The organism is Corynebacterium minutissimum (assembly GCF_016889765.1).
GTDB classification, from domain to species: Bacteria; Actinomycetota; Actinomycetes; order Mycobacteriales; family Mycobacteriaceae; genus Corynebacterium; species Corynebacterium minutissimum_B.
On sequence record NZ_CP069533.1, the window covers coordinates 1,488,444 to 1,511,942 of the forward strand.

23 protein-coding genes are annotated in these 23,499 nt (G+C 61.6%); 11 read left to right on the forward strand and 12 right to left on the reverse strand.

The features are described 5' to 3' along the window. Nucleotides 1-91: 91 nt before the first annotated feature. Complete coding sequence (locus tag I6J26_RS06880) at nucleotides 92-1,006, reverse strand: metallophosphoesterase (RefSeq protein ID WP_115021023.1); 915 nt, start codon at nucleotides 1,004-1,006, stop codon at nucleotides 92-94. A 42-nt stretch (nucleotides 1,007-1,048) separates the two neighbouring features. Here I6J26_RS06880 and I6J26_RS06885 point away from each other — a divergent pair, with 42 nt between their 5' ends. Continuing rightward, nucleotides 1,049-1,513, forward strand: coding sequence for a GatB/YqeY domain-containing protein (locus tag I6J26_RS06885; RefSeq protein WP_115021024.1), 465 nt, complete (start codon nucleotides 1,049-1,051; stop codon nucleotides 1,511-1,513). A gap of 13 nt (nucleotides 1,514-1,526) precedes the next feature. Here the strand turns inward: I6J26_RS06885 and I6J26_RS06890 are convergent, their stop codons facing one another. Continuing rightward, nucleotides 1,527-3,956: a transglycosylase domain-containing protein gene (locus I6J26_RS06890; protein WP_115021025.1), complete on the reverse strand. Its 2,430-nt coding sequence runs from the start codon at nucleotides 3,954-3,956 to the stop codon at nucleotides 1,527-1,529. A 174-nt stretch (nucleotides 3,957-4,130) separates the two neighbouring features. On the opposite strand from I6J26_RS06890, the gene I6J26_RS06895 reads away from it, so the two are divergent. From I6J26_RS06895 to I6J26_RS06910, 4 genes are read left to right on the forward strand one after another with little or no spacing between them, the layout of a single operon-like run. Beyond that, nucleotides 4,131-4,466 carry a WhiB family transcriptional regulator gene (locus tag I6J26_RS06895; RefSeq protein ID WP_174519871.1) on the forward strand — a complete coding sequence of 112 codons (336 nt, stop codon included), beginning with the start codon at nucleotides 4,131-4,133 and terminating at the stop codon, nucleotides 4,464-4,466. A 27-nt stretch (nucleotides 4,467-4,493) separates the two neighbouring features. After that, nucleotides 4,494-4,655, forward strand: coding sequence for a DUF4177 domain-containing protein (locus tag I6J26_RS06900; RefSeq protein WP_010189965.1), 162 nt, complete (start codon nucleotides 4,494-4,496; stop codon nucleotides 4,653-4,655). Next, on the forward strand, nucleotides 4,656-5,114 hold the full coding sequence (locus I6J26_RS06905; RefSeq protein WP_115021027.1) for a RidA family protein: 459 nt from the start codon (nucleotides 4,656-4,658) through the stop codon (nucleotides 5,112-5,114). An 18-nt stretch (nucleotides 5,115-5,132) separates the two neighbouring features. Next, complete coding sequence (locus I6J26_RS06910) at nucleotides 5,133-5,945, forward strand: MBL fold metallo-hydrolase (RefSeq protein WP_115021028.1); 813 nt, start codon at nucleotides 5,133-5,135, stop codon at nucleotides 5,943-5,945. Nucleotides 5,946-6,063: 118 nt separating this feature from the next. Here the strand turns inward: I6J26_RS06910 and glxR are convergent, their stop codons facing one another. Further along, nucleotides 6,064-6,747: a CRP-like cAMP-activated global transcriptional regulator GlxR gene (glxR, locus tag I6J26_RS06915; RefSeq protein ID WP_070671488.1), complete on the reverse strand. Its 684-nt coding sequence runs from the start codon at nucleotides 6,745-6,747 to the stop codon at nucleotides 6,064-6,066. 303 nt (nucleotides 6,748-7,050) lie between these two features. On the opposite strand from glxR, the gene nth reads away from it, so the two are divergent. From nth to I6J26_RS06940, 5 genes are read left to right on the forward strand one after another with little or no spacing between them, the layout of a single operon-like run. Further along, nucleotides 7,051-7,704, forward strand: a complete 654-nt coding sequence (nth, locus tag I6J26_RS06920; protein ID WP_115021029.1) for an endonuclease III — start codon at nucleotides 7,051-7,053, stop codon at nucleotides 7,702-7,704. Between the two features lie 9 nt (nucleotides 7,705-7,713). Then, on the forward strand, nucleotides 7,714-8,283 hold the full coding sequence (locus I6J26_RS06925) for a TlpA family protein disulfide reductase (protein WP_115021030.1): 570 nt from the start codon (nucleotides 7,714-7,716) through the stop codon (nucleotides 8,281-8,283). Next, entirely contained in the window at nucleotides 8,280-8,957 is a 678-nt protein-coding gene (locus I6J26_RS06930) for an NUDIX hydrolase (RefSeq protein ID WP_115021031.1), read from the forward strand. Before I6J26_RS06925 ends, I6J26_RS06930 begins: the two co-directional genes overlap by 4 nt. A 30-nt stretch (nucleotides 8,958-8,987) precedes the next feature. Further along, on the forward strand, nucleotides 8,988-10,175 hold the full coding sequence (locus tag I6J26_RS06935; RefSeq protein WP_115024211.1) for a MarP family serine protease: 1,188 nt from the start codon (nucleotides 8,988-8,990) through the stop codon (nucleotides 10,173-10,175). A 39-nt stretch (nucleotides 10,176-10,214) separates the two neighbouring features. Continuing rightward, nucleotides 10,215-11,354, forward strand: coding sequence for an HNH endonuclease signature motif containing protein (locus I6J26_RS06940; RefSeq protein ID WP_115021032.1), 1,140 nt, complete (start codon nucleotides 10,215-10,217; stop codon nucleotides 11,352-11,354). A gap of 230 nt (nucleotides 11,355-11,584) precedes the next feature. Here the strand turns inward: I6J26_RS06940 and I6J26_RS06945 are convergent, their stop codons facing one another. The 6 genes from I6J26_RS06945 to I6J26_RS06970 all read right to left on the reverse strand — a co-directional run bounded on the left by I6J26_RS06945 (nucleotide 11,585) and on the right by I6J26_RS06970 (nucleotide 18,737). After that, nucleotides 11,585-13,354, reverse strand: a complete 1,770-nt coding sequence (locus tag I6J26_RS06945; RefSeq protein ID WP_115021033.1) for an ABC transporter ATP-binding protein — start codon at nucleotides 13,352-13,354, stop codon at nucleotides 11,585-11,587. Continuing rightward, nucleotides 13,354-14,313: an ABC transporter permease gene (locus I6J26_RS06950; protein ID WP_115021034.1), complete on the reverse strand. Its 960-nt coding sequence runs from the start codon at nucleotides 14,311-14,313 to the stop codon at nucleotides 13,354-13,356. Before I6J26_RS06950 ends, I6J26_RS06945 begins: the two co-directional genes overlap by 1 nt. Then, nucleotides 14,306-15,232: an ABC transporter permease gene (locus tag I6J26_RS06955; RefSeq protein ID WP_070516350.1), complete on the reverse strand. Its 927-nt coding sequence runs from the start codon at nucleotides 15,230-15,232 to the stop codon at nucleotides 14,306-14,308. Before I6J26_RS06955 ends, I6J26_RS06950 begins: the two co-directional genes overlap by 8 nt. A 203-nt stretch (nucleotides 15,233-15,435) precedes the next feature. Further along, on the reverse strand, nucleotides 15,436-17,034 hold the full coding sequence (locus I6J26_RS06960) for a peptide ABC transporter substrate-binding protein (protein WP_115021035.1): 1,599 nt from the start codon (nucleotides 17,032-17,034) through the stop codon (nucleotides 15,436-15,438). Between the two features lie 222 nt (nucleotides 17,035-17,256). After that, nucleotides 17,257-18,159: an alpha/beta fold hydrolase gene (locus I6J26_RS06965; RefSeq protein ID WP_115021036.1), complete on the reverse strand. Its 903-nt coding sequence runs from the start codon at nucleotides 18,157-18,159 to the stop codon at nucleotides 17,257-17,259. Nucleotides 18,160-18,242: 83 nt separating this feature from the next. Further along, nucleotides 18,243-18,737: a phage holin family protein gene (locus tag I6J26_RS06970; protein ID WP_039673347.1), complete on the reverse strand. Its 495-nt coding sequence runs from the start codon at nucleotides 18,735-18,737 to the stop codon at nucleotides 18,243-18,245. Between the two features lie 111 nt (nucleotides 18,738-18,848). Here I6J26_RS06970 and I6J26_RS06975 point away from each other — a divergent pair, with 111 nt between their 5' ends. Continuing rightward, a complete protein-coding gene (locus tag I6J26_RS06975) occupies nucleotides 18,849-19,532 on the forward strand; it encodes an oxidoreductase (RefSeq protein WP_309473123.1) in 684 nt (227 codons plus the stop codon). Between the two features lie 3 nt (nucleotides 19,533-19,535). On the opposite strand, the gene I6J26_RS06980 is transcribed toward I6J26_RS06975, so the two are convergent. The 3 genes from I6J26_RS06980 to cmtR form a co-directional block, all read right to left on the reverse strand. After that, nucleotides 19,536-20,375 (reverse strand): HAD family hydrolase, encoded by an 840-nt coding sequence (locus I6J26_RS06980; protein WP_115021038.1) that lies wholly within the window; start codon nucleotides 20,373-20,375, stop codon nucleotides 19,536-19,538. Nucleotides 20,376-20,715: 340 nt separating this feature from the next. Continuing rightward, complete coding sequence (locus I6J26_RS06985; protein ID WP_115021039.1) at nucleotides 20,716-22,608, reverse strand: heavy metal translocating P-type ATPase; 1,893 nt, start codon at nucleotides 22,606-22,608, stop codon at nucleotides 20,716-20,718. Next, on the reverse strand, nucleotides 22,605-22,964 hold the full coding sequence (cmtR, locus tag I6J26_RS06990; protein ID WP_115021040.1) for a Cd(II)/Pb(II)-sensing metalloregulatory transcriptional regulator CmtR: 360 nt from the start codon (nucleotides 22,962-22,964) through the stop codon (nucleotides 22,605-22,607). Before cmtR ends, I6J26_RS06985 begins: the two co-directional genes overlap by 4 nt. Nucleotides 22,965-23,499 lie beyond the last annotated feature (535 nt).

Genomic DNA, 23,499 nt, shown 5'->3' on the forward strand with positions numbered 1-23,499 from the left:
TCTAAGCGGTACCGGATTACTGTAACGCACCCCGGGTCGAAAGGACAAAACGGCAGCGTGTTTGGGCTTTCTCAGGTGGCCTTTAAAGGTCTTAGGTTGCTGAAGCGGACTTCTCGGTAATGCGCAGCAGCGTGGCCGATGGGCGGCAGAACACGCGGAAGGGAACGAACTTGGAGGTGCCCAGGCCGTTGGAGACGTGCATAAACATGGGGCCGAACTGGTGCAAACCTTGCGCGCGGGCACGGTCGATACCGCAGTTGGTCACGATGGAGCGCGAGCCCAGCACCTTAAACGGCAGGCACAGCTGGCCGCCGTGCGTGTGGCCAGACAGTGACAGCTGGTAGCCGTCAGCGGCGAACTTCTCTAGGACCCGCGGTTCCGGGGAGTGGAGCAGCGCTAGGGAGAGGTCAGCGTCCTCGTTCGGGGCGCCGGCGATTTCCGAGTAGTCATCCAAATCATGGTGCGGGTCGTCCACACCGGCGGCAGCCAGGCGGACGTCGCCGACCTTGAATTCCACACGGGCCTGGTTGGCGTCGTGCCAGCCGTGCTCGAGAAACGCCGCGCGCATGCCCTTCCACGGCAGGTTCACGTAAGAAGGTTCGTTCTTCTTTCCAATCAGGTAGTTGAAGGGATTCGGGATGCGCGGTGCCCAATAGTCGTTGGTGCCAAAACAGAACATTCCCGGGCGGCTCAGCAGTGGGCCCAGGGCGCGGAGGACCTCGGGGACCGCGCGCTCGTCGGAGAGATTATCGCCGGTGTTGATCACCAGGTGTGGGTCGAGGCGGTCAAGGTCCGATACCCACTCGATTTTGGCGCGCTGGCCCGGAATCATGTGGAGGTCGGAGACGTGCAGGATGCGGAATTCTGGCTCCTCGCGCAGCGTGCCGGGCTCCAGCAGAGGCAGCGTGTACTCCTTGAGCTCAAACTTGGTGAGCTCCGAGTGCGCCCACGCGGCAGCACCCAGGCCTGCGGCGGCGAGTCCGCCAAGGATGGGGAAAATCTTCACCCTCCCCACCCTACCTGGGAGAGCTAGCGTAGATTGAAGGGCATGAGTGAGTTGAAAGAAACTATCCGCGCCGACCTCAAGACCTCGATGAAGGCCAAGGACAAGGCCCGCACGTCCGCTATCCGTTCCCTCCTGTCTGCCATTCAGGCGGAAGAAACCACCGGTTCCCGCCACGAGATCACGGATGAAGATGTACTCAAGGTCATTGCCCGTGAGATTAAGAAGCGCCGCGAGTCCGCTGAGGTGTATGCGGAGAATGGCCGTCCGGAGTTGGCGGAGGCCGAGCTTGTCGACGTCCCCTTTTTCGAGGCCTACCAGCCCGAGCAGCTTGACGACGACTCCCTGAACGCCCTCGTCGCCGAATCCATCGCCGAGGTGGAAAAAGAGTCCGGCGAGCCGGTCACCATCAAACAGATGGGCAACGTCATGAAGGTTGCTAACGCGAAAGCTGCTGGCCGCGCCGACGGCAAGCGCCTATCTACCGCAGTCAAGGCTGCTCTGAACTAACGCGCTCATTGCGCTAAAGCCCGAAGAAATCCCGCACATCGTTGGTGAAGCGGTCCACGTCATCTTGATTGATGAGCGGCTCTGGCTGTTCGGGCTGCTGATCGCCCTCACCGCCGCCGTTGTTAGCAGGCGGCTGGTAGTTGGGGGCGCTCGTCGTGGAGCCATCCTCTGAGGTGGTGGCCGAGGAGCCGTCGGAAAGCTGCAGCGTTACTTCCGCACCTTTCTTGGTGCCGGACGCGCCCGTGATGACGCGCACCACCTTGCCGTAGCCCACACCAGGGGCGGCCACTTCTGTGGTTTTAACCGTGTAGCCGGCCTTCTCCAAAGCAGAGCGGGCTTGGCTTTCGGACTTGCCCTTCAAACCGTCGATAAGCGGCGAGACCGTACCCGAATCATAGGCGCGGTCATAGTCCGGCACCGTGCCCTGTGCTGCCTCCGGCACGCGTACCGCCATGGTGTAGAACGTCGCTGCCGGCTCAAGGCCACCGAAGAGGTTGCCGCTCCCGCACTGACGCACCGGGCCGGTACACAGCGGGGTCGTCGTCGTGCCGTCATTGTAGATATACGGCGCGGCTGCCACCGCCGAGTTGAAACCCAGGAAAGCCGAGGACTGGTTGGACTCCGTGGTACCCGTCTTGGCTGCTGCCTGGCCGCGGAAGCCCGCCGCGCGTGCCGATGCCGCCGCCGTGCCCTTCTCCGTATCGGCCGTCATGTTGTTCTCCAGCGCCTTGGCCACTTCCTTGCCCACCGCGCGCTCGCAGGGCGTGTGTTTGAGGTAGACCTCGTTGCCGTGGGCATCCGTGACTTCCTCGATGGGGTTCGGCTCGCACCACATGCCTTCTGAGGCCACCGTGGCGCCCACATTAGATAGCTCCAGCGCATTGACCGCCGTGGGGCCCAGGGTGAAGGAACCCAGGTTGGATTCCTTGATGTGATCCGCAATGGAGGAATTTCCGTCATAGCTGCCCGGGTCTTCGTAGGAGCGCAGGCCCAGTTTCACGGCCATGTCCACCACTTGTTCTACTCCGAGCTGCTCGATGAGCTCGATGAAGGGGGTGTTGGGGGAGTAGGCCAATGTATCCTGCAGCGTCATCGTGGAGGCATAGCTGCCCGCATTTTCCACGCAGTACTTGTTTGGCGGACAGTTCTCCGCGCCGCCGAAACCAAGGCCTTCTGCTTCGTAGCGCTTCGGAACGGCGAGGCGGTCTTTGATGCCATAGCCCGATTCGAGCGCGGCCGCGGCCGTAAAGAGCTTGAATACGGAACCTGCGCCATTGCCCACGAGTGAGTTCGGCTGTGGCAGCAGGGTCTCATTGTTCTCCAAATCCAGGCCGTAGGTGCGGGAAGACACCATGGCTAAGACCTTGCGGGAGTCAGTGCCGGGCTTGACGACGTTCATCACTTCCGCCACGCCCGCCGCATCCGGCGCCGTGTGACTACGCACTGCGTTCAGTGCCTGGTCCTGAATATCTGGGTCTAGCGTGGTCTTGACGGTGAGGCCACCGCGAGCCAAGTGCTCACGGTCGATGCCTTTGTCGGCGAGGTAGCTCAAGACATAGTCGCAGAAGAAGCCGCGGTCACCGGCGCCGATGCAGCCGTTGGGCAAGGTGGCCGGGCTATCAAGCACGCCGAGGGGCTGCTGGGCAAAGTTATCGGCGTCCTCCTGAGAGAGGGAGCCGTTGTTGACCATGGCCTGTAGGACGACGTTGCGGCGGTCCCGTACTTCTTCCTCATTGGTATAAGGATTGAGGTATTCGGAAGACTGCACCATTCCAGCCAGCATGGCGGACTGGGGCACGGTGAGGTGCGCGGCATCGGTGCCGAAGTAGGTACGGGCAGCCGCCTCTACGCCGAAGGAGTGGTTACCAAAAGGAACGAGGTTGAGATAGTTCGTGAGGATCTCATCCTTGGAAAGCTTCGCATCAATATCGGTTGCCATGCGCATCTCGCGTAGCTTGCGGGCCACGGACTGTTCCGTGGCGGCCTGGCGCTCCTCGTCGGTGGTGGCGTTGACGAGCAGGAGGTAATTCTTCACGTACTGCTGGTCGATGGTGGATGCGCCCTGGGAGACGCCACCTGCCGCCAAGTTGGTCCACAGCGCACGGAAGTTACCCTGCAGGTCCACGCCTTCGTGCTCGTAGAAGCGGCGGTCCTCGATGGCCACCATGGCCTGCTTCATGGCATCCGAAATCTCATCGGGCTGCACCGAATGGCGGCGCTGCTCAAAGATATAGGCCAAGGTGTTGCCTTTGGCGTCCAGGATAGTGCTCACGCCCGGTGTGTCGCCGTCGGTGAGATCCTGAATATCCGATTGCATCGTCTCGTTGGTCCTGGCTACGGCCACACCGCTCACACCCGCGATGGGGGCTAGTGCGAGGGCGATGAGGAGGCCCACCAGTGCTGTGGAGAAGATGAGCTTTCCCAGGGATTTGATGACAGTCACCCTCCACACACTACGTGCTTTGAGGCTAATCCGGGAGACCCCCCTAAAGTGTGACCTATTAGACAGGCATACCGGTTAGTGAATAGACTAACGGTGAGTACATAATATTCCGTCTTGTTGAGGGTTATTCACTTTGATGGGGCGGGATGGGAGCTTGGAAGGAGTTACCTAGCCATGACAGTCAGTGTAAAAGGTGCAGGACGGTCCGCAATGGTAAAGAATGCCTCTTCGACCACCGAACGTGGTGAGTGGGTTACCCAAGCCAAGTGTCGCAACGGCGACCCAGATGCCCTGTTTGTGCGCGGCGCTGAGCAGCGCAAGGCAGCAGTTATTTGCCGTCACTGCCCGGTGCTCAATGAATGCCGCGCGGACGCCCTGGATAATCGGGTCGAGTTCGGCGTGTGGGGTGGCCTGACGGAACGTCAGCGCCGCGCTCTTTTGCGCAAGAATCCGCACATCACCAGCTGGGCGCACTACCTTGCAGAAGGTGGCGAATTAGTCGGGATTTAAGCGCCGGATTTTAGTAGCATGGGACCCATGACTAAATGGGAATATGCCACTGCGCCGGTCCTTACTCACGCAACCAAGCAAATCCTGGATTCCTGGGGTGAAGACGGCTGGGAGCTCGTCACCATCACCCCGGGTATGAACCCGGAAAACGTGGTTGCTTACTTTAAGCGCCCGCTGGAGGAATCCTAAATGACTGCGCGCGCACGTCTGGAGGAGCTCGGCATCGAGCTCCCATCCGTTGCCGCTCCGCTCGCGTCATATGTCCCTGCCACCCGTGTGGGCGGCCAGGTGTGGACCTCTGGCCAGCTGCCCGTCGTTGACGGCGAGCTGCCTGCCACAGGAAAGGTTGGCGCGGAAGTTTCCGTTGAACGCGCCCAGGAGCTGGCTCGCACTGCGGCCCTCAATGCGCTCGCGGCCATTGATGCTGAAGTGGGGATGGATAACATCACCCGCGTGGTTAAGGTCGTGGGCTTCGTCGCCTCGGATCCTTCCTTCGCTGAGCAGGCCGCGGTTATTGATGGTGCCTCGGAATTCTTGGGAGAGCTCTTTGGCGAGGCCGGTGTGCATGCACGGTCTGCCGTGGGAGTGGCGGTGCTGCCGAAGGACTCTCCCGTTGAGATCGAAGTCATCGTAGAAATCGCTGAGTAATCGGATAGGGTTAGAACCATGGAGCATCCTGCATATAGCCAATTGCGTCCCGTGAGCAAGTCCGTCGGTGTCGTGCTGTGTGATAACCCCAGCTACACCGCTCTGGAAGGCACCAACACGTGGATTATTCGTGCGGGGGAGGATTCCCGCGCCATTGTTGTTGATCCGGGTCCCGAGGACGAGGGTCACCTTAACGTCGTCACCGCCAAGGCGGGCGAGGTTGCGCTGATCCTTCTGACCCACCGTCACGATGACCACGCGTCGGGTGCGCAGCGCCTGCGCCAGCTCACCGGCGCTCCGATCCGCTCTTTCGACCCGAACTACTGCAATGGGGCCGACGCGCTTGTCGACGGTGAAGTGATCGACATCGACGGCGTCACCCCCCAACTTGAGGTCGTCCACACTCCAGGCCACACTGCTGATTCCACCTGTTTCTTCGTGTGGTCCGACGAAGCCAAGAACTCCACCCTGGAGGGCATCCTCACCGGTGACACTATGGCCGGCCGTCACACCGTCTTGCTCTCTGAGACCGATGGTGACTTGGGCGATTACCTCAAGACCTTGGACCTCTTGGAGGAGCGCGGCAAGGACGTTCCGCTGTTCCCGGGCCATGGTCCGGACTTGGAGGACACCTCGGCGTTTGCCCGTAAATACATCGACCGCCGTCACCACCGCCTCAACCAGATCAAGGAAGTTCGTTCCCGCTTGGGTGAGGATGTCGACGTCAAGACGTTGGTGGATGAGATGTATGACGACGTTGACCCGGTCCTGCGCCACGCGGCCGAGCAGTCCACGCGGACCGCGTTAAAGTACCTCGACGCTGAGAAGTAAGCCGAAAACCACGAAGTCCCCCGGATTTCCGGGGGACTTTTTCGTATGCAGTGGTGCGCGTGGAACGCCCTCAGCGTTCCTTATGGTTCCTTATGCGGCGCTTCCAGCGCGCCACAGGTTAGCGCGCGCGGCGGGCGAGGTGCTCGGTATCGACGATGAGCACCGACTTGCCCTCGAGGCGAATCCAGCCGCGGTGGGCAAAGGTAGCCAGGGCCTTGTTCACGGTCTCACGGGAAGCACCGACCAGCTGGGCGATCTCTTCCTGGGTGAGGTCGTGGTTGACGCGCAGGGCGCCGCCTTCCTGGGAACCGAAGCGGTTGGCCAGCTGCAGCAGGGTCTTTGCTACGCGGCCAGGCACGTCGGTGAAGATGAGGTCAGCCAGGTTAGCGTTGGTACGGCGCAGGCGACGCGCCAGCACGCGAAGAAGCTGCTGGGCAATCGCCGGGTGGTCACCAACCCACTGCTTGAGCATCTCAGAGTTCATCGTTGCGGCGGTGACCTCGGTGACGCACACAGCGGAGGAGGTGCGCGGGCCCGGATCGAAGATGGACAGCTCGCCGAACATATCGGACGGGCCCATCACCGTCAGAAGGTTCTCACGACCGTCCGGGGCGTGGCGAGCAAGCTTAATCTTGCCCGAGGTGATGATGTAGAGACGGTCACCCGGCTCGCCCTCATCGAAGATGGTGGTGCCGCGCGGGAAGCGGACAGTCTCCATCTGCTCAATCAGATTCTGAACTGCCACTGGGTCAACGCCTTGGAAAATTCCAGCGCGAGAGAGGATGTCCTGTACGCCTTCCACTGTTACTCCTTAAAGCCTGCGCAGAGGATGGATTGATGCACACGCAAGCAAGTTGTGTTTGTTGTTGACGCAGCTGCTCTGGCAGTGCGTCAAGAGGCACTGTCCAATATCATACAGTGTAATTTGTCACCTTTTCCAGCGGGCTGAGAAATAATCACACGGTATGAGAAGATAACTAGTTCTCGAAGGCATTTGCCTCAAGCTTTTCCATCAGAATGGCAAAGAGCGCGAGGCCCAGCGGGACAAGCAGAACAAGCGAAATCATGCGTCCCACCTTACCCGGCCGCCAGTAGAATGAGACGCATGCCTCTCGACAATCACCGCGACTCCACCGCTACCGCTGAGCGCGCCGACCACATCCGCGCTGCCCTCGCGTCGGAATACCCGGACGCTGATTGTGAGCTAAATTTTTCCAACGCGCTCGAGCTTCTCGTCGCCACGGTGCTGTCGGCGCAATGCACGGATGAACGCGTCAACCAGGTCACTCCGCACCTTTTCGCGACCTACCCCACCGCCCCAGACTATGCTGCGGCCGACCGAACGGAATTGGAGAGCATCCTGCGCCCGCTGGGCTTCCAGCGAGCAAAAGCCGGCCACCTCATCGGCATCGGGGAGAAACTTGTCGGCGAATTCGATGGCCAGGTTCCGCACGGCATCGATGAGCTCACATCGCTTCCGGGAGTCGGCCGCAAAACCGCTCTCGTCGTCCGCGGCAACGCCTTTGGTCTTCCTGGTATCACCGTGGATACGCACGTCACGCGACTGAGCCAGCGCCTAGGCCTGACCAAGGCGAAGACGCCGCGGGCGATTGAGAGAGACGTCGCCAAGCTCGTGCCCGAAGACGAGCAGACCGCGTTTTCTCACCAAGTCATTCTCCACGGCCGGCGCGTCTGCACCGCCCGTTCGCCGCGGTGTGGGGCCTGCGTCCTTGCCCCGTGGTGCCCGTCGCGGGGTTAAGGTGGAGCAATGAGCCAATACTCCGGGTGGCCTCGATACGTGAAGGTCAGCATCATTGCCATCAGCATCCTGGCGGCACTCGCGCTGGTCGGCGTGGTCAACCTCCTTGAGAATGATGAGCCGGAAGTTGCCGTGCCGCAATCTCAAGAAGCGGACGTGGCTTCGCGCCCCAAGTGCCCGGAAGGCCCCATCGCCGGGGTGGAGCTGCCGTGCCTGGGTGCCGCCAGCACGGCCGCAGCGAAGAATATCCAAATCGTCACCGTGTGGGCCTGGTGGTGCGAGCCGTGCCGAACAGAGCTGCCCTTCTTCCAAGACATTGCGCGCTCGCACTCCACGTGGAATGTCGTCGGCGTGCACGCAGACCCGAACGCGGCAAACGGCGCGGCACTCCTGGGTGACCTTGGTGTTGATATTCCCAGTTATCAAGATGAAAAGGGCATTTTTGCCGGCGAGCTCGGTCTGCCGGGGGTCATCCCCATCACGCTGGTGGTGCGCGATGGCCAGGTCGTGGAAAAGTTCGTCAAACCTTTCACCTCTACTAAGGAGTTAGAAGAGGCTATCGATGAGGTGCTCGAGTGAGTTGCCTTCACCCTGCCCGTGCCCCTGAATGGTTGCGTCCGGCACTGGGCGTCGATACGCGCACAGTGCAAGAGCGCCTCATCCACCATGTGAGGCCCGCGAAACGTCGCCGTGAATCGGCGGTGTTAGTGCTGCTCAAAGGCGAGAGCTTCGAGGATGGCGAAGTGCTGCTCACGCACCGTTCGCCGTCGCTGCGCTCGCACTCCGGCCAGATTGCCTTTCCCGGCGGGCGCAGGGATGAGGGGGACGCCTCGCTTGTCGACGCCGCCCTGCGCGAAGCCGAAGAAGAAACCGGCCTCGACCGCTCCACGGTCACGCCTTTGGAGCAGTGGGGAAAGCTGGACATCCGGGCGACCGGCAACACGGTGAGCCCGGTTTTGGCCTACTGGCATACTCCCGGCACTGTGTGGCCGGCCAGCCCTGCCGAGACCGATGATGTCTTCACCGTCCCGCTGCGGGAGCTGGCAGACCCGGCAAACCGCATGATGGTGGGGAACAGCCGCTGGAAGGGGCCAGCCTTTCGGTCGCGAGGCTACCTGGTGTGGGGCTTTACTGCGGGGGTGTTATCGGGATTGATGGATCATGCAGGCTGGTCCGTAGAGTGGGATAAAAATAAGGTCCATGATCTGCGTGAATCACTCACTCGCTCACTTAATAATGAGAAGATAGTTTAGTTCTGCTGCCTTTGCGTGAAAGTGTTCTCCGTGTCCCTAGCTGTTGACATCGCCATTGTGATTGCCGTGCTCCTCGCCGTGCGCGTGGGCTGGCGTCAGGGTGCGCTGACCGCCGTGCTTGCAGCGGTAGGTGTCATTGCAGGTCTGGTGCTCGGAACGGTCGCCGCCCCAGCGGCGATGCAACTGGCGGACCAGCCAGCAGTGCGTTTCCTGCTGGCTGTCGGCGTGCTTATTCTGTTGGTGGGGCTGGGGCAGTTGGTGGGGGCGTCGCTAGGCGCGGCGTTGCGGGATCGTATGCGCACGCGCTCGGGGCAGCGCGTGGATTCTTCCATCGGTGCGGTCTTCCAGTCGGTGGCGGCGGTTGTGGTGATTTGGTTGGTGTCCCTGCCGTTGGCCTCCAACCTGGGTGGGCAGCCAGGCCAGGCGCTGCGTGAATCGCGTATTCTCAGCGGCCTTAACGCCGCCGCTCCTGACCGTTTAGCTTCGTTGCCCAATGGTCTGGCAGCCATGCTCAACGATTCCGGCCTTCCGCCTTTGGTGTCGCCGTGGGAACGATCCGGCACGGACGTCGAGGTGGAGGCCCCTGAGCTAGAGATTGGGGACCCGGAGCTGCTGGAGCGCGTCCGGCCTTCTGTCATCCACGTTCTGGGTGACGCTGAGGCTTGTTCGCGGCGCCTTATGGGCTCGGGTTTTGTTACGGAGCCGGATTACGTCATCACGAATGCGCATGTTGTGGCCGGTACGGATAAGGTGCGCCTCGATACGGTGTTGGGGCTGAAGGAAGCGGACGTGGTGTATTACAACTCGGACGTGGACATTGCTGTGCTGCATAGCCCGGGCCTGGGCTTGGAGCCCCTTCCGTGGGCAGAGGATGTTGCGGTGACCGGCGATGACGCAGTTGTTCTGGGATTCCCGCAGTCTGGTCCGTTCAGCGCGGAGACCGCGCGTATTCGGGACCGCCTCACCATCGCCGGGCCGGACATCTACTCCACCGGCCGCGTGGAGCGCGACGCCTACACCGTGCGCGGCAACATCCGGCAGGGCAATTCCGGTGGCCCGATGATTACCCCGGAGGGCCAGGTGCTGGGCGTGGTGTTTGGTGCGTCCGTGGAGGATTCCGACACCGGCTATGCCCTCACCGCGGACGAGGTGCGCGGCCACGTTGGTGACGTCACTTTGCTTGACGACGCCACCCCCACCGGCTCCTGCGTCGGCTAACTGTTGCGCGCGTGCCTGAGGTGTTTTAGTCTTTGGCGCATGGGGGTATTAGAAACCTACTTCCACTACCGCAACTCGGGGATCGCGCTAGTGGAACAAGCATCCAGCTCACCCGATGAGCTCCGCACGCTCGGCGCCGACACCGCCGATGCTACAGAACTCGCCCACCTTCACCGCACCTACTTCGGGCAAACTCGCTTTACCGGCAAACAACGCAAAGCCCGTGCTGCTGCGGTGGCACAGAAACATAGCCTTAGCGTTCTTGCCCTGATTGAGTCCTACACCGCCAAAGTGAAAAAAGACCTTGATGCCTGGAACCTACGCATCAAGCTTGCTGGCACCCCTGCTCACCGTATCCGCCAGGTTGCCACCACCCGCCTAAAAGAACTTCAGTCCAAGCGCACCGCTAAACCCGGAGTACGCTTCACCTACCGATCCAAGGGCCCGAACTCCATCACCATCACCGACGCCCCGACTGTCATCGCCGATATCCGAGGCACGTTAGAATCCGTTAATAAAACAAACCTGCTTGATGCTGCCCGCACCGTCATTGTCACCGGTGGTATTGGCACCAAACCCGCCGTACATGCTCAAGTCGTTGTCACTCTCAACGAGCTCGACCAAATTATTAACGGTGATGGGGAGGAAATCGAACTTAACCTCACCAACGGCGGGCGCATGACCGGGGCAGACTTTTTGGCCTACAAGTTTGCTGAGATTGGCTACGCCACCCTCATCCACCCTTTGGAAGGACCTGTTAACTCTTATAGGATTCAGCGGCATGCCAGCTGGAAACAACGCATCAGCCTGGCAGCTGAATTCCAAACCTGCTCTAGGCCCGGCTGCAACAAACCCGCTGATTACTGCGAAGTCCACCACCTCATCCCCTGGCAAGCAGGAGGTTTTACTAACCTCAAAAACCTCACCTTCTTGTGCGCCTACCACAACGGTATTAACGACGATGACCCTAAACGCCCCACAGGCAGGGGTTACATGTTCCGGCTGAATACTGGGGTGAGCTACATCCCGCCCTGGGGTGTGCCGATTACCGCCATGCCCGAATACCAAGAAGCCACAGCCCGACTCGCTTCTGAGAAAGCAGCACGACAAACAACAGAGCAACCACCCGACCCACCGCCAGGAACAGGGCAACCACCCGACCCACCGGGTGCAAGCTGAAGCTTGGCACCCACGCCGAGACGCCGAAACCCGCCAACCACACCACGGTTAGCGGGCACATCGGCGATCCCGCAGCTAGTCGAGGCAAGCGCGGAGACGACGAAACCCGCCAACCACACCATGGTCAGCGGGCACATCGGCGATCCTGGATTTGGCCGAGGTGAATGCAGAGACGATGAAACCCGCCGACCAGAGGAGGTTGGCGGGTTGGGGGCGTCGCTAAGCGCAGGCTAGTGGCCGGTACCGATTTCCAGGTGCATACCCGGAACCGAATTGATGAGGTTGCGGGTGTAGTCCTGCTGGGCGTTCTCGAAGATGTCGTCGGCGGTGCCCTGCTCGACGGCCTGGCCCTTCTTCATAACTACGATGTCATCGGCAGTCTGGCGGACCACCGCGAGATCGTGGGTAATGAAGAGATAGGAGAGGCTGAGCTCGGACTGAAGTTCGGCCAGCAGCTGGATGATCTGGTTCTGCACCAACACATCCAAGGCGGAGACGGCCTCATCGAGGACGATGACCTCCGGCTTCAACGCCAACGCGCGGGCAATGGCGATGCGCTGGCGCTGACCGCCGGACAGCTCGTTGGGGTAGCGGCGCATAGCCGAGCGCGGCATGGAGACCATGTCGAGAAGCTCGGCCACTCGGGCCTCGCGTTCCTTGCGGGAACCAACCCTGTGCAGGGCGAGGGGTTCCTCGATGCACTTATAAATCGAGTACATCGGGTCCAGCGAGCCATAGGGGTTCTGGAAGACCACCTGCATCTTGCGGCGGAGCTTGAACAGCTCGTTCTTGGACAGCGTCGACGTATCGCGGCCTTCGAATTCGATGGTGCCGGAGGTTGGCTCCAGCAAGCCCAGCACCATGTTGGCCACCGTGGACTTGCCGGAACCAGACTCGCCCACCAAGGCCAAGGTGGTGCCGCGGCGGATGTCGAAGGAGACATCGTCCACGGCCTTGAGGTGTTTCTTTTCGCCGCGCTGGCCGCGGATGTTGAACTCCTTGGTCAGGTTGCGCACCGAAATTACCGGCTCCGCAGCGCCTGGCGCTGTGGCATCAGAGGTCGCTGACTGCGCGGAAAGCGGCACAGCGGAACCAGGCTCCGCCGCAGAGGTTCCGGCGCTGCCGTGGGCGCCGTCGGCAGCAGCGGCCTCGCCGGTCTTCAGCTCCTTCGCTTCCACGCCGGCCTCCTTGGCGGCGCGGATGCGGGAGGAGGCGAGGGAGGGGGCGGCGTCGACAAGCCGGCGCGTGTACGGGTGCTGCGGGGAGCGCAGAATCTCGCGCGAGGGGCCCGACTCGACGATGCGGCCGCGGTGCATCACGATGAGGTGCTCAGCGCGCTCCGCCGCCAGGCCCAGGTCGTGGGTAATGAAGAGCACCGCGTTGCCCAGCTCTTCAGTGAGGTGATCCAAGTGGTCAAGGATGGTCTTCTGCACCGTCACGTCAAGTGCGGACGTCGGCTCGTCGGCGATGAGCAGCTTCGGGCGTGCGGCGAGGCCAATAGCGATGAGCGCGCGCTGGCGCATACCGCCGGAGAACTCGTGAGGATACTGCTTGGCGCGGCGTTCGGCGTCGGGAAGCCCGGCCTCTTCCAGCAGCTCGACGACGCGCTTGTGGCGCTCGGAGCCCTCCACGACGTTGTTAGCTTTGAGGGATTCCTCGACCTGCGTGCCGATGCGCCACACCGGGTTGAGGTTGGACATCGGATCCTGCGGGACCAGGCCAATCTTGTCACCGCGCAGCGACTCGAATTGCTTGTTGTTGTAGTGAGTGATGTCCTCGCCCTCGAAGAGGATCTGGCCGCCGGTGACCTTACCGGTGCCCGGCAGCAGGCCCAAGATGGACATCGCCGTGGTGGACTTGCCGGAGCCGGACTCGCCCACGATGGCCACGGACTGGCCCGGGTAGATGGACATGTTGACGCCACGCACTGCTTCAACCACACCGGTAGATGTGGTGAAGGAGATCTGGACGTCCTTCATTTCAAGAAGTGGGTTAGTCATTAACGCTTCCTCGCCTTCGGATCGAGTGCATCGCGGACGACGTCACCCATCATGATGAAGCTCAACACGGTCAGGCCCAACGCGCCCGCCGGGTAGAACAGGACTGCCGGGGCCACGCGCAGGGACGCCTGCGCGTCGGAGATGTCGCCGCCCCAGGACACGAACGTCGGCGGCAGACCAATGCCCAGGAAGGACAAGGTAGCCTCCGCCACGATGTAGGTACCCAGCGCCACGGTGGCATAGGAAATGATGGGGGCGGCAGCGTTCGGCAAGATGTGGCTGAACAGGATGTGCCAGTTCGAAGCTCCAATGGAGCGCGCGGACTGGACGAACTCCTCGTTCTTGATGGAGACCACCGCGCCGCGGGTAATGCGGGCGATGGACACCCAGCCGAAGAGACCGAGGACTAAGACCACCGTGATAATGGTGCGGTGCTCCTTGAACATCTGCATGACCACGATGGCGGCCAGCACCAGCGGGATAGCGAAGAAAATATCGGTGATGCGGGAGAGCACGGAGTCGATCCAGCCGCCGAAGTAGCCAGCGACGGCACCAATAAGGGAGCCCAGAACCACCACGAGAAGCGTGGTGAGGACACCCACGGCTACCGATGCCCGTGCACCGTAAATGACTCGGGAGTAAATATCGCACCCCTGGCGGTTAAAGCCGAACGGGTGGCCAGGCTCAGCCGGGGCGAGGGACTTGGACAGCTCGCACAGGCGCGGGTCCGTATTGGTAAACAGGCCCGGGACGACGGCCATAAGGACGGCGACGAGAATCATGACGGCCGCAACCCAAAACAGTGGGCGGCGGCGCAGATAGCGCCAAGCTTCGCCCCACTGGGAGGAAGGCGCGGATTCATCCTTGACGGCGTCGACTGCGCCGAGGCCCGTCTCGTCGGTTTCGGAGACGAAGTGCTCTTGGCCCGGGTAGAGGGTAGTTTTCTCGAAGTTAGGCATAGCGGATCCTCGGATCAAGTACGGCGTACAGGAGGTCAACGAGCAGGTTGGCGATGATGTAGATGATCACCAGGACCGTCGTAAAGGACACAATCGTGGTCGGCTCGCCGCGCAGGATGGCCTGGTACATAGTGCCGCCGACGCCGTTGATGCCGAAGATGCCCTCGGTCACAATCGCACCGGTCATGAGCGCACCAATGTCAGCACCGATGAAGGTGGCCACGGGAATCAGCGAGTTGCGCAGCACGTGGCGGCGGGTCACCGCGCCGTTGGAGAGTCCCTTCGCGCGTGCGGTGCGCACGTAATCAGCGCGCAGGTTCTCCGCCACGGACTGGCGGGTCAGGCGGATGACGTAGGCCAGGGACAGCGCGCCGAGCACCATCGCCGGCATGAGGAGTGACTTCACGGTGGCGTTCGCGCCGACGGTCACCGGCAAAACACCCCACTTGATGCCCACGAGGTACTGGAAGACGAAGCCGATGACGAAGGAGGGCACGGCGATGACTAGCAAAGAGATGACCAGTACGGTGGAGTCGAAGAAGCCGCCGCGGCGCATGCCGGCGACAACGCCGAAGAAGATGCCGAAGACAGCCTCGAAGATGATGGCCATGACAGTGAGCTTGACGGTGACCGGGAAGGCGTTTGCCATCACTTGGGTCACGGGCACGCCGGAGAAGGTCGTGCCGAAGTCCAGCATGAAGATGCCCTTGATATAGAGCAGATATTGGATGATGAACGGCTTGTCGAGGTTGTATTCGGCCTCGATGCGGGCGCGGGCAGCCTCAGTAAGGCCGCGGTCACCGCCGAGGGCTTCGACAGGGTCGCCGGGCATCAAGAAGACGAGCGCGTAGATGAGCAGGGTGGCTCCGAAGAACACCGGAATCATCTGGAGCACTCGGCGCCCGATATAGCGCAGCATAGTGTGGTCCTTTACTCGTTTGTGGGCAGGTGCTTGTCGACGCCCCGTTACCAGGCGTCACGTAGCTCATAAGGATTTTAGTGTGTGAACCAAGGCTAAGAGAAATCTATAGAGCGTTTCGAATCACACTTATGGGTAAAAACGTGGGGAGACCCCCGCTCCACCAAGGTTGCGGGGGTCCTAAGAAAAAGCCAGGGGAAGGCTTATTTCTTGGTGATGTTGTAGTACACCGGCTGGGACTTCCAGGAGAAGACGACGTTGTCGACGTTCTCGGAGTAGCCACCGGTGGCGTTGGCGTACCACAGCGGAATGGCCGGCAGATCCTTGAACAGGACCTCCTGGGCCTCGATGTACTTCTTGTTGGCCTCGTCGTCGGAGTGGGCGGTCAGGGCTTCGTCGAGAGCCTTGTCAAAGTCCGAGTTCGCGTAGTCGCCATCGTTGGAGGAGCCGCCGGTCCTGTAAAGCGGAGCAAGGAAGTTGCCTTGGCTCGGGTAGTCGGCCTGCCAGCCGGTGCGGAAAGCGGTCTTAATAGTGCGGTTGGTGACCTCATCGCGCAGGGACTTGAAGTCCGGGTACGGAGCGCCAACGGCCTCGATGCCGAGGGCGTTCTTGATGGAGTTGGTGGTGGCGTCTACCCAGCTCTTGTGGCCGCCGTCGGAGTTGTAGGCAATCTCCACGCTCGGGTTGTCCCACTTCTTGATCTTGTCTGCTTCTGCCCAGAGCTTCTTGGCCTTCTCCGGGTCATATTCCAAGACCTCATTGCCCTTGATGCCCTCGGAGTAGCCCGGCAGAACCGGGGAGGTGAAGTCCTTGGCCGGGGTGCGGGTGCCCTTGAAGATGGTCTCGGTGATCTCCTCGCGGTTGATGGCGTGGGAGATGGCCTGGCGGCGCAGGGCGCCTTCCTCGCCGGAGAAGTGCTCAAGGTTTTCTCCCAGGGTGAAGGACTGGAACACGGCGGTGGGCTGGTTTACAGCGCGCTCACCGAGGTCAGTCTCGTAGACGTCGAAGGCGGCGTCCGGGATGGCGTCGAGGACATCCAGGTTGCCTGCCAGTAGGTCGGAGTAGGCCGCGTCCTGGGAGGCGTAGAAGACGAACTTCTTAATGCCGTCGTTCTGCGGGGTCTGGCCGCCCTTGTATTCCTCATTCGGAACGACGGTGGCGTCTTGATTGTGGTTCCACTCGGACAGCTTGTACGGGCCGTTGGTGATCGGGTTCTGGCCGTACGCATCCATGTCGTCGTACGCAGACTCATGGAGCGGGTAGAACGCGGAGTAGCCCAGCTGTGCCGGGAAGTTCTGCTCCGGGCTGTTCAGGGCGATGGTGAAGGTGAGGTCGTCGACGACCTTGAGGCCCTCCAGCTTCTCGACGCCCTCCTTAAAGCCCTTGATGTTGGAGAAGAAGGAGGCATTGAGCTGGTCGTTAGCCACGGCGTAGTTCCACGCATCGACGAAGTTGTTCGCGGTGACTGGGGAGCCATCGGAGAAGGTGGACTCCTTGAGCTTGACGGTGAACTCGGTGTTGTCATCGTTCGGCTCGATAGACTCGGCGAGCTCGTTCTGTGCTTCGCCGTCGCCGTCGTAGTAGACGAGGCCGGAGTAGAGCGAGTCAACGATGCGGCCGCCGCCAACTTCATTGGTGTTGGCCGGAATCAGCGGGTTCTGCGGCTCGGAGCCGTTCACAACAATGATTCCGTCGCCGGAACCGGATGCAGCGGTGGAGCCGGAATTATCGCCGCCACAGGCCGCGAGTGTGAGCGGCAAGGTGGCAACGGAAACAACGGCAAGCGTCTTCTTGAGCGTCATGTGGGTCTTAGACCTCCGTGGTGCGAAAGATGTAGAAAACCTGTGGTTTTGGTTTGTTATGAAGCTACCGTGTGCCGTGACTTACATACAAGGAATCGGAAAATATGTCCTGTGATAAAAGCTATAGTTTGCTAGGTATTCGCCGCCGACCTGCGTTTTCCTAGAAGAATAAAAATGTACCCCACCCCCTGTGTGGGGTAGGACACTGAATTTCTATGTATGTTACGTACTTCGCATCCACTGGATGAGGGTCTGGGCGAACCCACGCGGGTTTTCCAGGAGGGGCAGATTCTTCGTTCCGGGAATCGTCGTGGCGGTAAAACTCCCTCGGCAGCGCTTTGCTGCGCGGCGGGCCACCGGTCGCCACAGCAATTGATCGGCATGGATGAACAACACCGGCGCGGCAACGGTCAGGTCGAGCCAACTCAGCGGCACGACGGCCGTGCGCAGACGGTGGTTCCACAAAATGCCGCGGCGCACATTGCCAATCCGGGAAGCGGCAATGCGCAAGCGAAGTGATTCCTCGCGTGCGTCAGCACTGAAGGACCCCAGCGCATCGAGATCCATTTCCCGGCGATAGGTAGATTCGCGCATCAGCAATCGCGGCGTGTGTAGCCATCCCAATCGGCATAGCGTGGCGCGCAGGAGTACCCACCCAAAATCCCACGGGCGAGCAGCAATCGCGCGGCGCAGGTCAGCCGGGTGCGCGGCGGAAACAGACACCAGTCCCCGGACACGTTCGGGGCGCTCCGTCGCCAGCGCCCACGCCACCGCACCACCGGTATCAGCACCAACGAGGAAAGCATCGTCATGGCCTAGCGCCCGGATCGCACCACTGACGTCTCCCACCGCGACACGAATATCTTGCCCGGGTTCCAGAGGGGGCTTATCCGACATTCCGAAGCCGCGCATGTCGAGGGCGGCGACGTGGAAGCCGGCGTCGGCAAGCACTGCGATAACATCCCTAAAGTCGAACCATCCGCCGAAGGACCCGTGCAACAGCACGACGAGGGGATTCTCCGGATTGCCAGCAGTCGCGGCGTGGAGGCGGATGCCGCGCGTGTGGAGGAATTCGTGTTCAAAGGGGCCGTCGAGCTCCACCACGGACGGGGGCAGGGGCGTCATTGCTGCAGGCCTTTCAATAGACGAAATCCGCCCCTCGGGGGAAGAGGGGCGGGGTATAGGGGAAAGCGAAAGGACCCTAAAATTTAGGTGTAGAGGCCGCTCTCGATGGACTTCTCAGCTCGGCCGGGCACCAGTTTCTTGAGTTCCTTCGTGGACTCAATGGTTTTCTCCGGTGCCTTAACCTGCTTAACCTGCTTGAAGCCGATAAAGGCCACAATGGCGGCGATGACCACCATGATGAGGAAGACAATCAGGAACGCAGCCCAGCGGTCGAGCCAGACCGCCAGCAGCTCTGCCAGAAAGAAGAAAAAGAAGAAGGAGCTGTACAGCGCCACGGTGCCGGCGACGCCGAACATGCCCGCGCCGATGCCGCCCTTCTTGGCGGAGGCGGCGAGCTCGGTCTTAGCCAGCTCCACCTCGGAGCGCACCAACTGGGACATCTGCTCGGTAGCGTTAGAGACCAGCTGGCCGATGGACGCTTCGCCGCGGCGGGAGGTATCGGCATCACTCAGGGGGATGCTGTCTACCTTCGGGGCGAACTGGTTGGACCCGTCAGTGAATAGTCCGTCGTTGCTCACGGTTAAAAACTCCTACTGTTTTGTCGCAATCTATATCGGCCATAGTAATGAACTTTTCAGAGTCCATGTGGTGCGGCCCGCAATTGTGGGTACGGCGTTATTGTAATGGGTATGCCTAGTTCTGACCCGCTGACCCCGCTGATGGCCCTATCCGGGGTAGAGGAGAACGCGGCGGCGGCAGTCAGTGCTATCGCCCGCGTGCACCGCCGGCCCGAGGGGTTGCGCAAGTTTGAGGTGATTTCTTCGGAGTCCCTGCTGCGCGGGGCGCGGGCGTGCGCGGCAATTGATGGAGCCTCGCTGGCGCTTGCCGACGTCCCCCCAACCGTCAGCGCCTACTCCCTCCTTGCCCCCGAGGTTCAGGCCACGACGGTGCGCACCTTCGCGCGGGCTCCGCTGCAGGTCCTAGCCCGAATCGACGTCGCTTCGGGAGGGCCCGGCAAGCCCGCCCAGGAACCTGCGGTGGCGCACGCGCTAGCGCAACTCATCACGCGTGGAGCTGGCGTGGACTATGACCGCTTGTTGCCGGTCGTGCTGCATGCGGAGATTGCCGCCCGCGAACTCTTTGGGGAGCGTAGCACCGTCGTAGCGCTCGTTGCTGCTCGCACCGCAGCAATCCATACCGGCTTCGATCCGCGCGGCTTCGCCGTGCCGGAGACGTACCTCAACCGCAACCGCACCGCGTATCGCTCGGCACTATCCACCTATGGCGAGGCCCCTACTGAGCTGCTCACACTGTTGCTGCACGCCTGGACGGCCGGCGCGAAGGAAGCCGACGGTATCGCCCGCGCGGCTTAAATTTTAGGCTCGACAGTCCGAGATCTGCCGTGACTTGTTGCGCTGGCGCGCGAGCAGCACGCCACCGACGATGAGTGCCGCAATCCCCGCCAACACCGCTGAGCCAATCCCAAATTCGCGGGCACTCGGTGGGGTGAAAAGCGGCACAGGGTCTTTAAATGTACGGGTCTCCCAGCCATTATCTGCGGCATGTTTCTTCAGGAGCCGATCCGGGTTGACTGCCACCGGGTGCCCAACCTGCTTGAGCATCGGGATATCCGTGGCGGAATCCGAGTATGCGTAGGAAGCGTCCTTGTCCACGCCAAGCTTCTGTGCCATGCGCTCTAGCGCCTCGGCCTTCGCGGCGCCTTTGCAATAGAAAAGAATCTCCCCGGTAAACCGGCCGTCCTCCTCCGCCAGTTCTGTGGCCACGACGTGTTCAATCCCCAATTCCTCAGCGATGGGCTTGACCAGCACGCTTGCCGACGCCGAAATGATCACCACCTCATGGCCCTTTTCGCGATGCGCGGCAATGAGATCACGTGCCTCGGCATAGATAGTGGGGGTAACCACCGTGTGCATCGTCTCCACCGCGATGTCATGGACCTTTTGTACCGACCAGCCAGCGACCATGGCGGCAAGCTGATCTCGGGTGGCATCCATGTGTTCGCTGCTGTGCCCGGCAAGCATGTAACTAGCTTTGGCCAGCGACAACTGCAATGCCTCAGTGTGGGTAATGAGCCCATTGTGCATGAACTCCCGGCCAAAAGCGTAGGCCGAGGAGGTGGCGATGATGGTCTTGTCCAAGTCGAAGAACGCGGCCACGCGAGCGTTGTCGCTGGGCGTAGAAAAGTGTTCGGTCATGGAGTGCACCTTGCCGGTATCTGTGCGAGTTACTGTGCTCATCGTAGCCTCTCAGCAGCACAAATCGGGCGCGCAGCGACGCTCTTAAAAGATTCTCAAGGAATGTTGCCTCAAGCTGTTGTCATCTTTTCCCAGCCGTGCCATAATGTGTGGTGCAAGGCCCCGATATACAGTGCGGCCTGCCCCGGCGCACCCCCCGATGCCGGGTTACAGATGGCCCGCGCACACCCCCCCGAGGCGCGGGCCATCACCTATTTCTGCCGAAACGGCGGTTGCCCGTTTCAAAGCCCCAAACTCATAGATCAAAGGGGTTAGGCCATAACACTCGCCGGTCGCAGCCTCAGCGCTTCGTTCGTGCGGCGCGCAGACCGTTCAAGATCACGATGACCTCGGCAACCTCGTGGACCAACACCACGGCCGCCAGGCCCAGCACGCCGGTGATCGCCAGTGGCATCAACACGATGATGATGGCCAGAGACAGCACGATGTTTTGGTTGATGATCCTGCTGCCTCGGCGGGCGTGCTGCAATGCCTTCGGGATCAGCCGGAGGTCGTGGCCGGTGAAGGCGACGTCAGCGGACTCGATCGCGGCGTCGGAGCCGGTCGCTCCCATCGCTATGCCTACCGTCGCGCCCGCCAGTGCCGGCGCGTCGTTGATGCCGTCGCCGATCATCGCCGTCGGCGTCTTGGAGGAGAATTCGGCGACGATGCTTGCCTTGTCCTCCGGGCGCAGCTCGGCGCGCACGTCGTCGATTCCGGCGATTTCAGCCAGCGCCCGGGCGGTGCGAGTGTTGTCGCCGGTGAGCATGCTTACTTCCACGTCGTTGGCGTGCAGGGCCTCCACGGCTTCGGGCACCTCGGGGCGCAACTCGTCGCGGACCCCGATCGCCCCGGCGAGAGCGTCATCGACGGTGACAAGGACGCAGGTCTGGCCCTCGGATTCCATGCGCTCAACGTCCGCTTTCAGTGGCCCGGCATCGATCCATCGGGGGCTGCCGACCAGCACGCGTCGACCTTCGACGGTGCCGCCGATGCCATGCCCAGCTTCCTCGCTGATGTCCGAGGCGGTGGGCGCTTCGGGCCCCGCTGCCGCGATCGCCGCGGCGAGGGGGTGCGTCGATTGCTGCTCAACCGCCGCCGCGAAGGAAAGCACCTGCGCCCGATCGAATCCGTCTGCCGGGACCACTCCGGTAACCTCGGGCTGGTTGCGGGTAAGGGTTCCGGTTTTGTCCACTGCCAGGTGACGGATGCCGCCGAGTCGCTCGAACGCCGCGCCGGACTTGATGACCACTCCGAACTGGCTGGCCGCGCCGATCGCGGCCACGACCGTCAGCGGCACGGAGATTGCCAGCGCGCACGGCGACGCTGCGACCAGGACCACCAGCGCACGGGTGATCCACGTCTCGGGGTCGCCCAGCAGCGAGCCGATCACGCCGACCAGCACCGCCAGGATCATCACCCCGGGCACTAGGGGTTGGGCAATTCGGTCGGCGATCCGGGCGCGGTCACCCTTCTCCGCCTGCGCCTGCTCGACCAGGTCCACGAGTGTGGTTAGCGAGTTGTCCGTTCCAGCTGCGGTCGTCTCGACCTCCAGCACACCGGCGGAGTTGATCGCTCCCGCGGGTACCTCGTCGCCGGGCGCAACTTCCTCCGGAATGGATTCTCCGGTGATCGCTGAGGTGTCAAGGCTGGAGCGCCCGGACCGAATGATGCCGTCCGTGGCGATCCGCTCCCCGGGGCGCACGAGCATTAGCTCGCCAACCTCGAGGTCCTTCGCTGCGACCTCGGCCGCTATGCCGTCGCGCAGCACCGTCGCGGTCTGCGGTACCAGCTTCAACAGCGCCCGCAGTCCGCCTTGGGCCCGGTCCATCGCCTTGTCTTCCAGTGCCTCGGCGATCGAGTACAGGAACGCCAGCGCCGCGGCCTCTCCGACGTAACCGAGGATCACTGCACCGACCGCGCTGATTGTCATTAGCAAGCCGATGCCGAGCTTGCGCTTCGTAACAAGGTTCCGGATCGCGCCGGGCGCGAACGTATACGCCCCTAGCAGCAGGCTGACCCAGAACAGTACTGTCGCGGGTGTCTCCAAGTCGGACCAGTCCAGCGCCAGTCCTGTTATGAGGGCTACGCCGGAGAATATCGGCAGCAGCAATTCTGGGTCCTTCCACCATGGCAGGCCGGCCTCTTCAACCTCCATGGCTGGTTTGTGTTCGCAACCACACGCCGAGGTCATGCGTCCGCTCCCTTCGCGTCGCAGCCGGGCACCGAGCACTCAGGGTCAATGCACGGGGCGTTTTCGTCGACAGCTAGCGTCGCGTTGACCAGCGCTTCGAGTGCCGCCGCGAGGTGCGGATCGGCAATTTCGTAGCGGGTCTTACGGCCTTCTGGCTCGGCGACGACGATGCCACAGTCGCGCAAGCAGGTCAGGTGGTTCGAGACGTTCGGGCGGGTCAGATCCAGGTCGCGCGAGAGCACAGCCGGGTAGCTCGGGCCGTCGAGTAGGGACATTAGAATTCGGGAACGCGTCGGATCAGCCATGGCCTGGCCGAGCCGGTTCATGACGTCGAGGCGTGAAGCAATAGTCAGCATGTACTGAACTATACAGCGATTGCTGAACTATGGCAAAGTGCGAAGAACCCGCCGCTCGCTCTGTCGATACCGGCGACGGTCGTCAGCGGCCCGCGACAACCGCGGCAACCGGCAGGAACTGCCTACGTTTTGCACATCGGCTAAGCTGCCTTCCCGCCGTATAAAGCGCAAAAAGGAGCAGTTGACGTGACAGATTCGTTGGGTGCGCAGTAGATCCGTCGAGGACGCCTTCGCCGATGAAAGCGCGAAACTGCTAATCATTTCACACTCTAATTCTCACTTTGAAGGTTAATCGGCGAATAAGGGCAGGTAGTGAAAGTGCGAAATGTGATCGGCTTTCATTCGCAGATTGACACGTTGATTCTCAGTTTGACGCAAAGTGGGAATCTCAGACTGCATCCGGGTAGTGCGCCAGGGCCGGGTGTCGGACGCAGCGTGCGACACCCAATCTCTTCTTATGCTTCGTTTGGGGCTCTAGCTTGCCACCAGAGCTCCGAGTTTCACAGGGCATTTGTTGAAGAGCTAACTAAAGCAG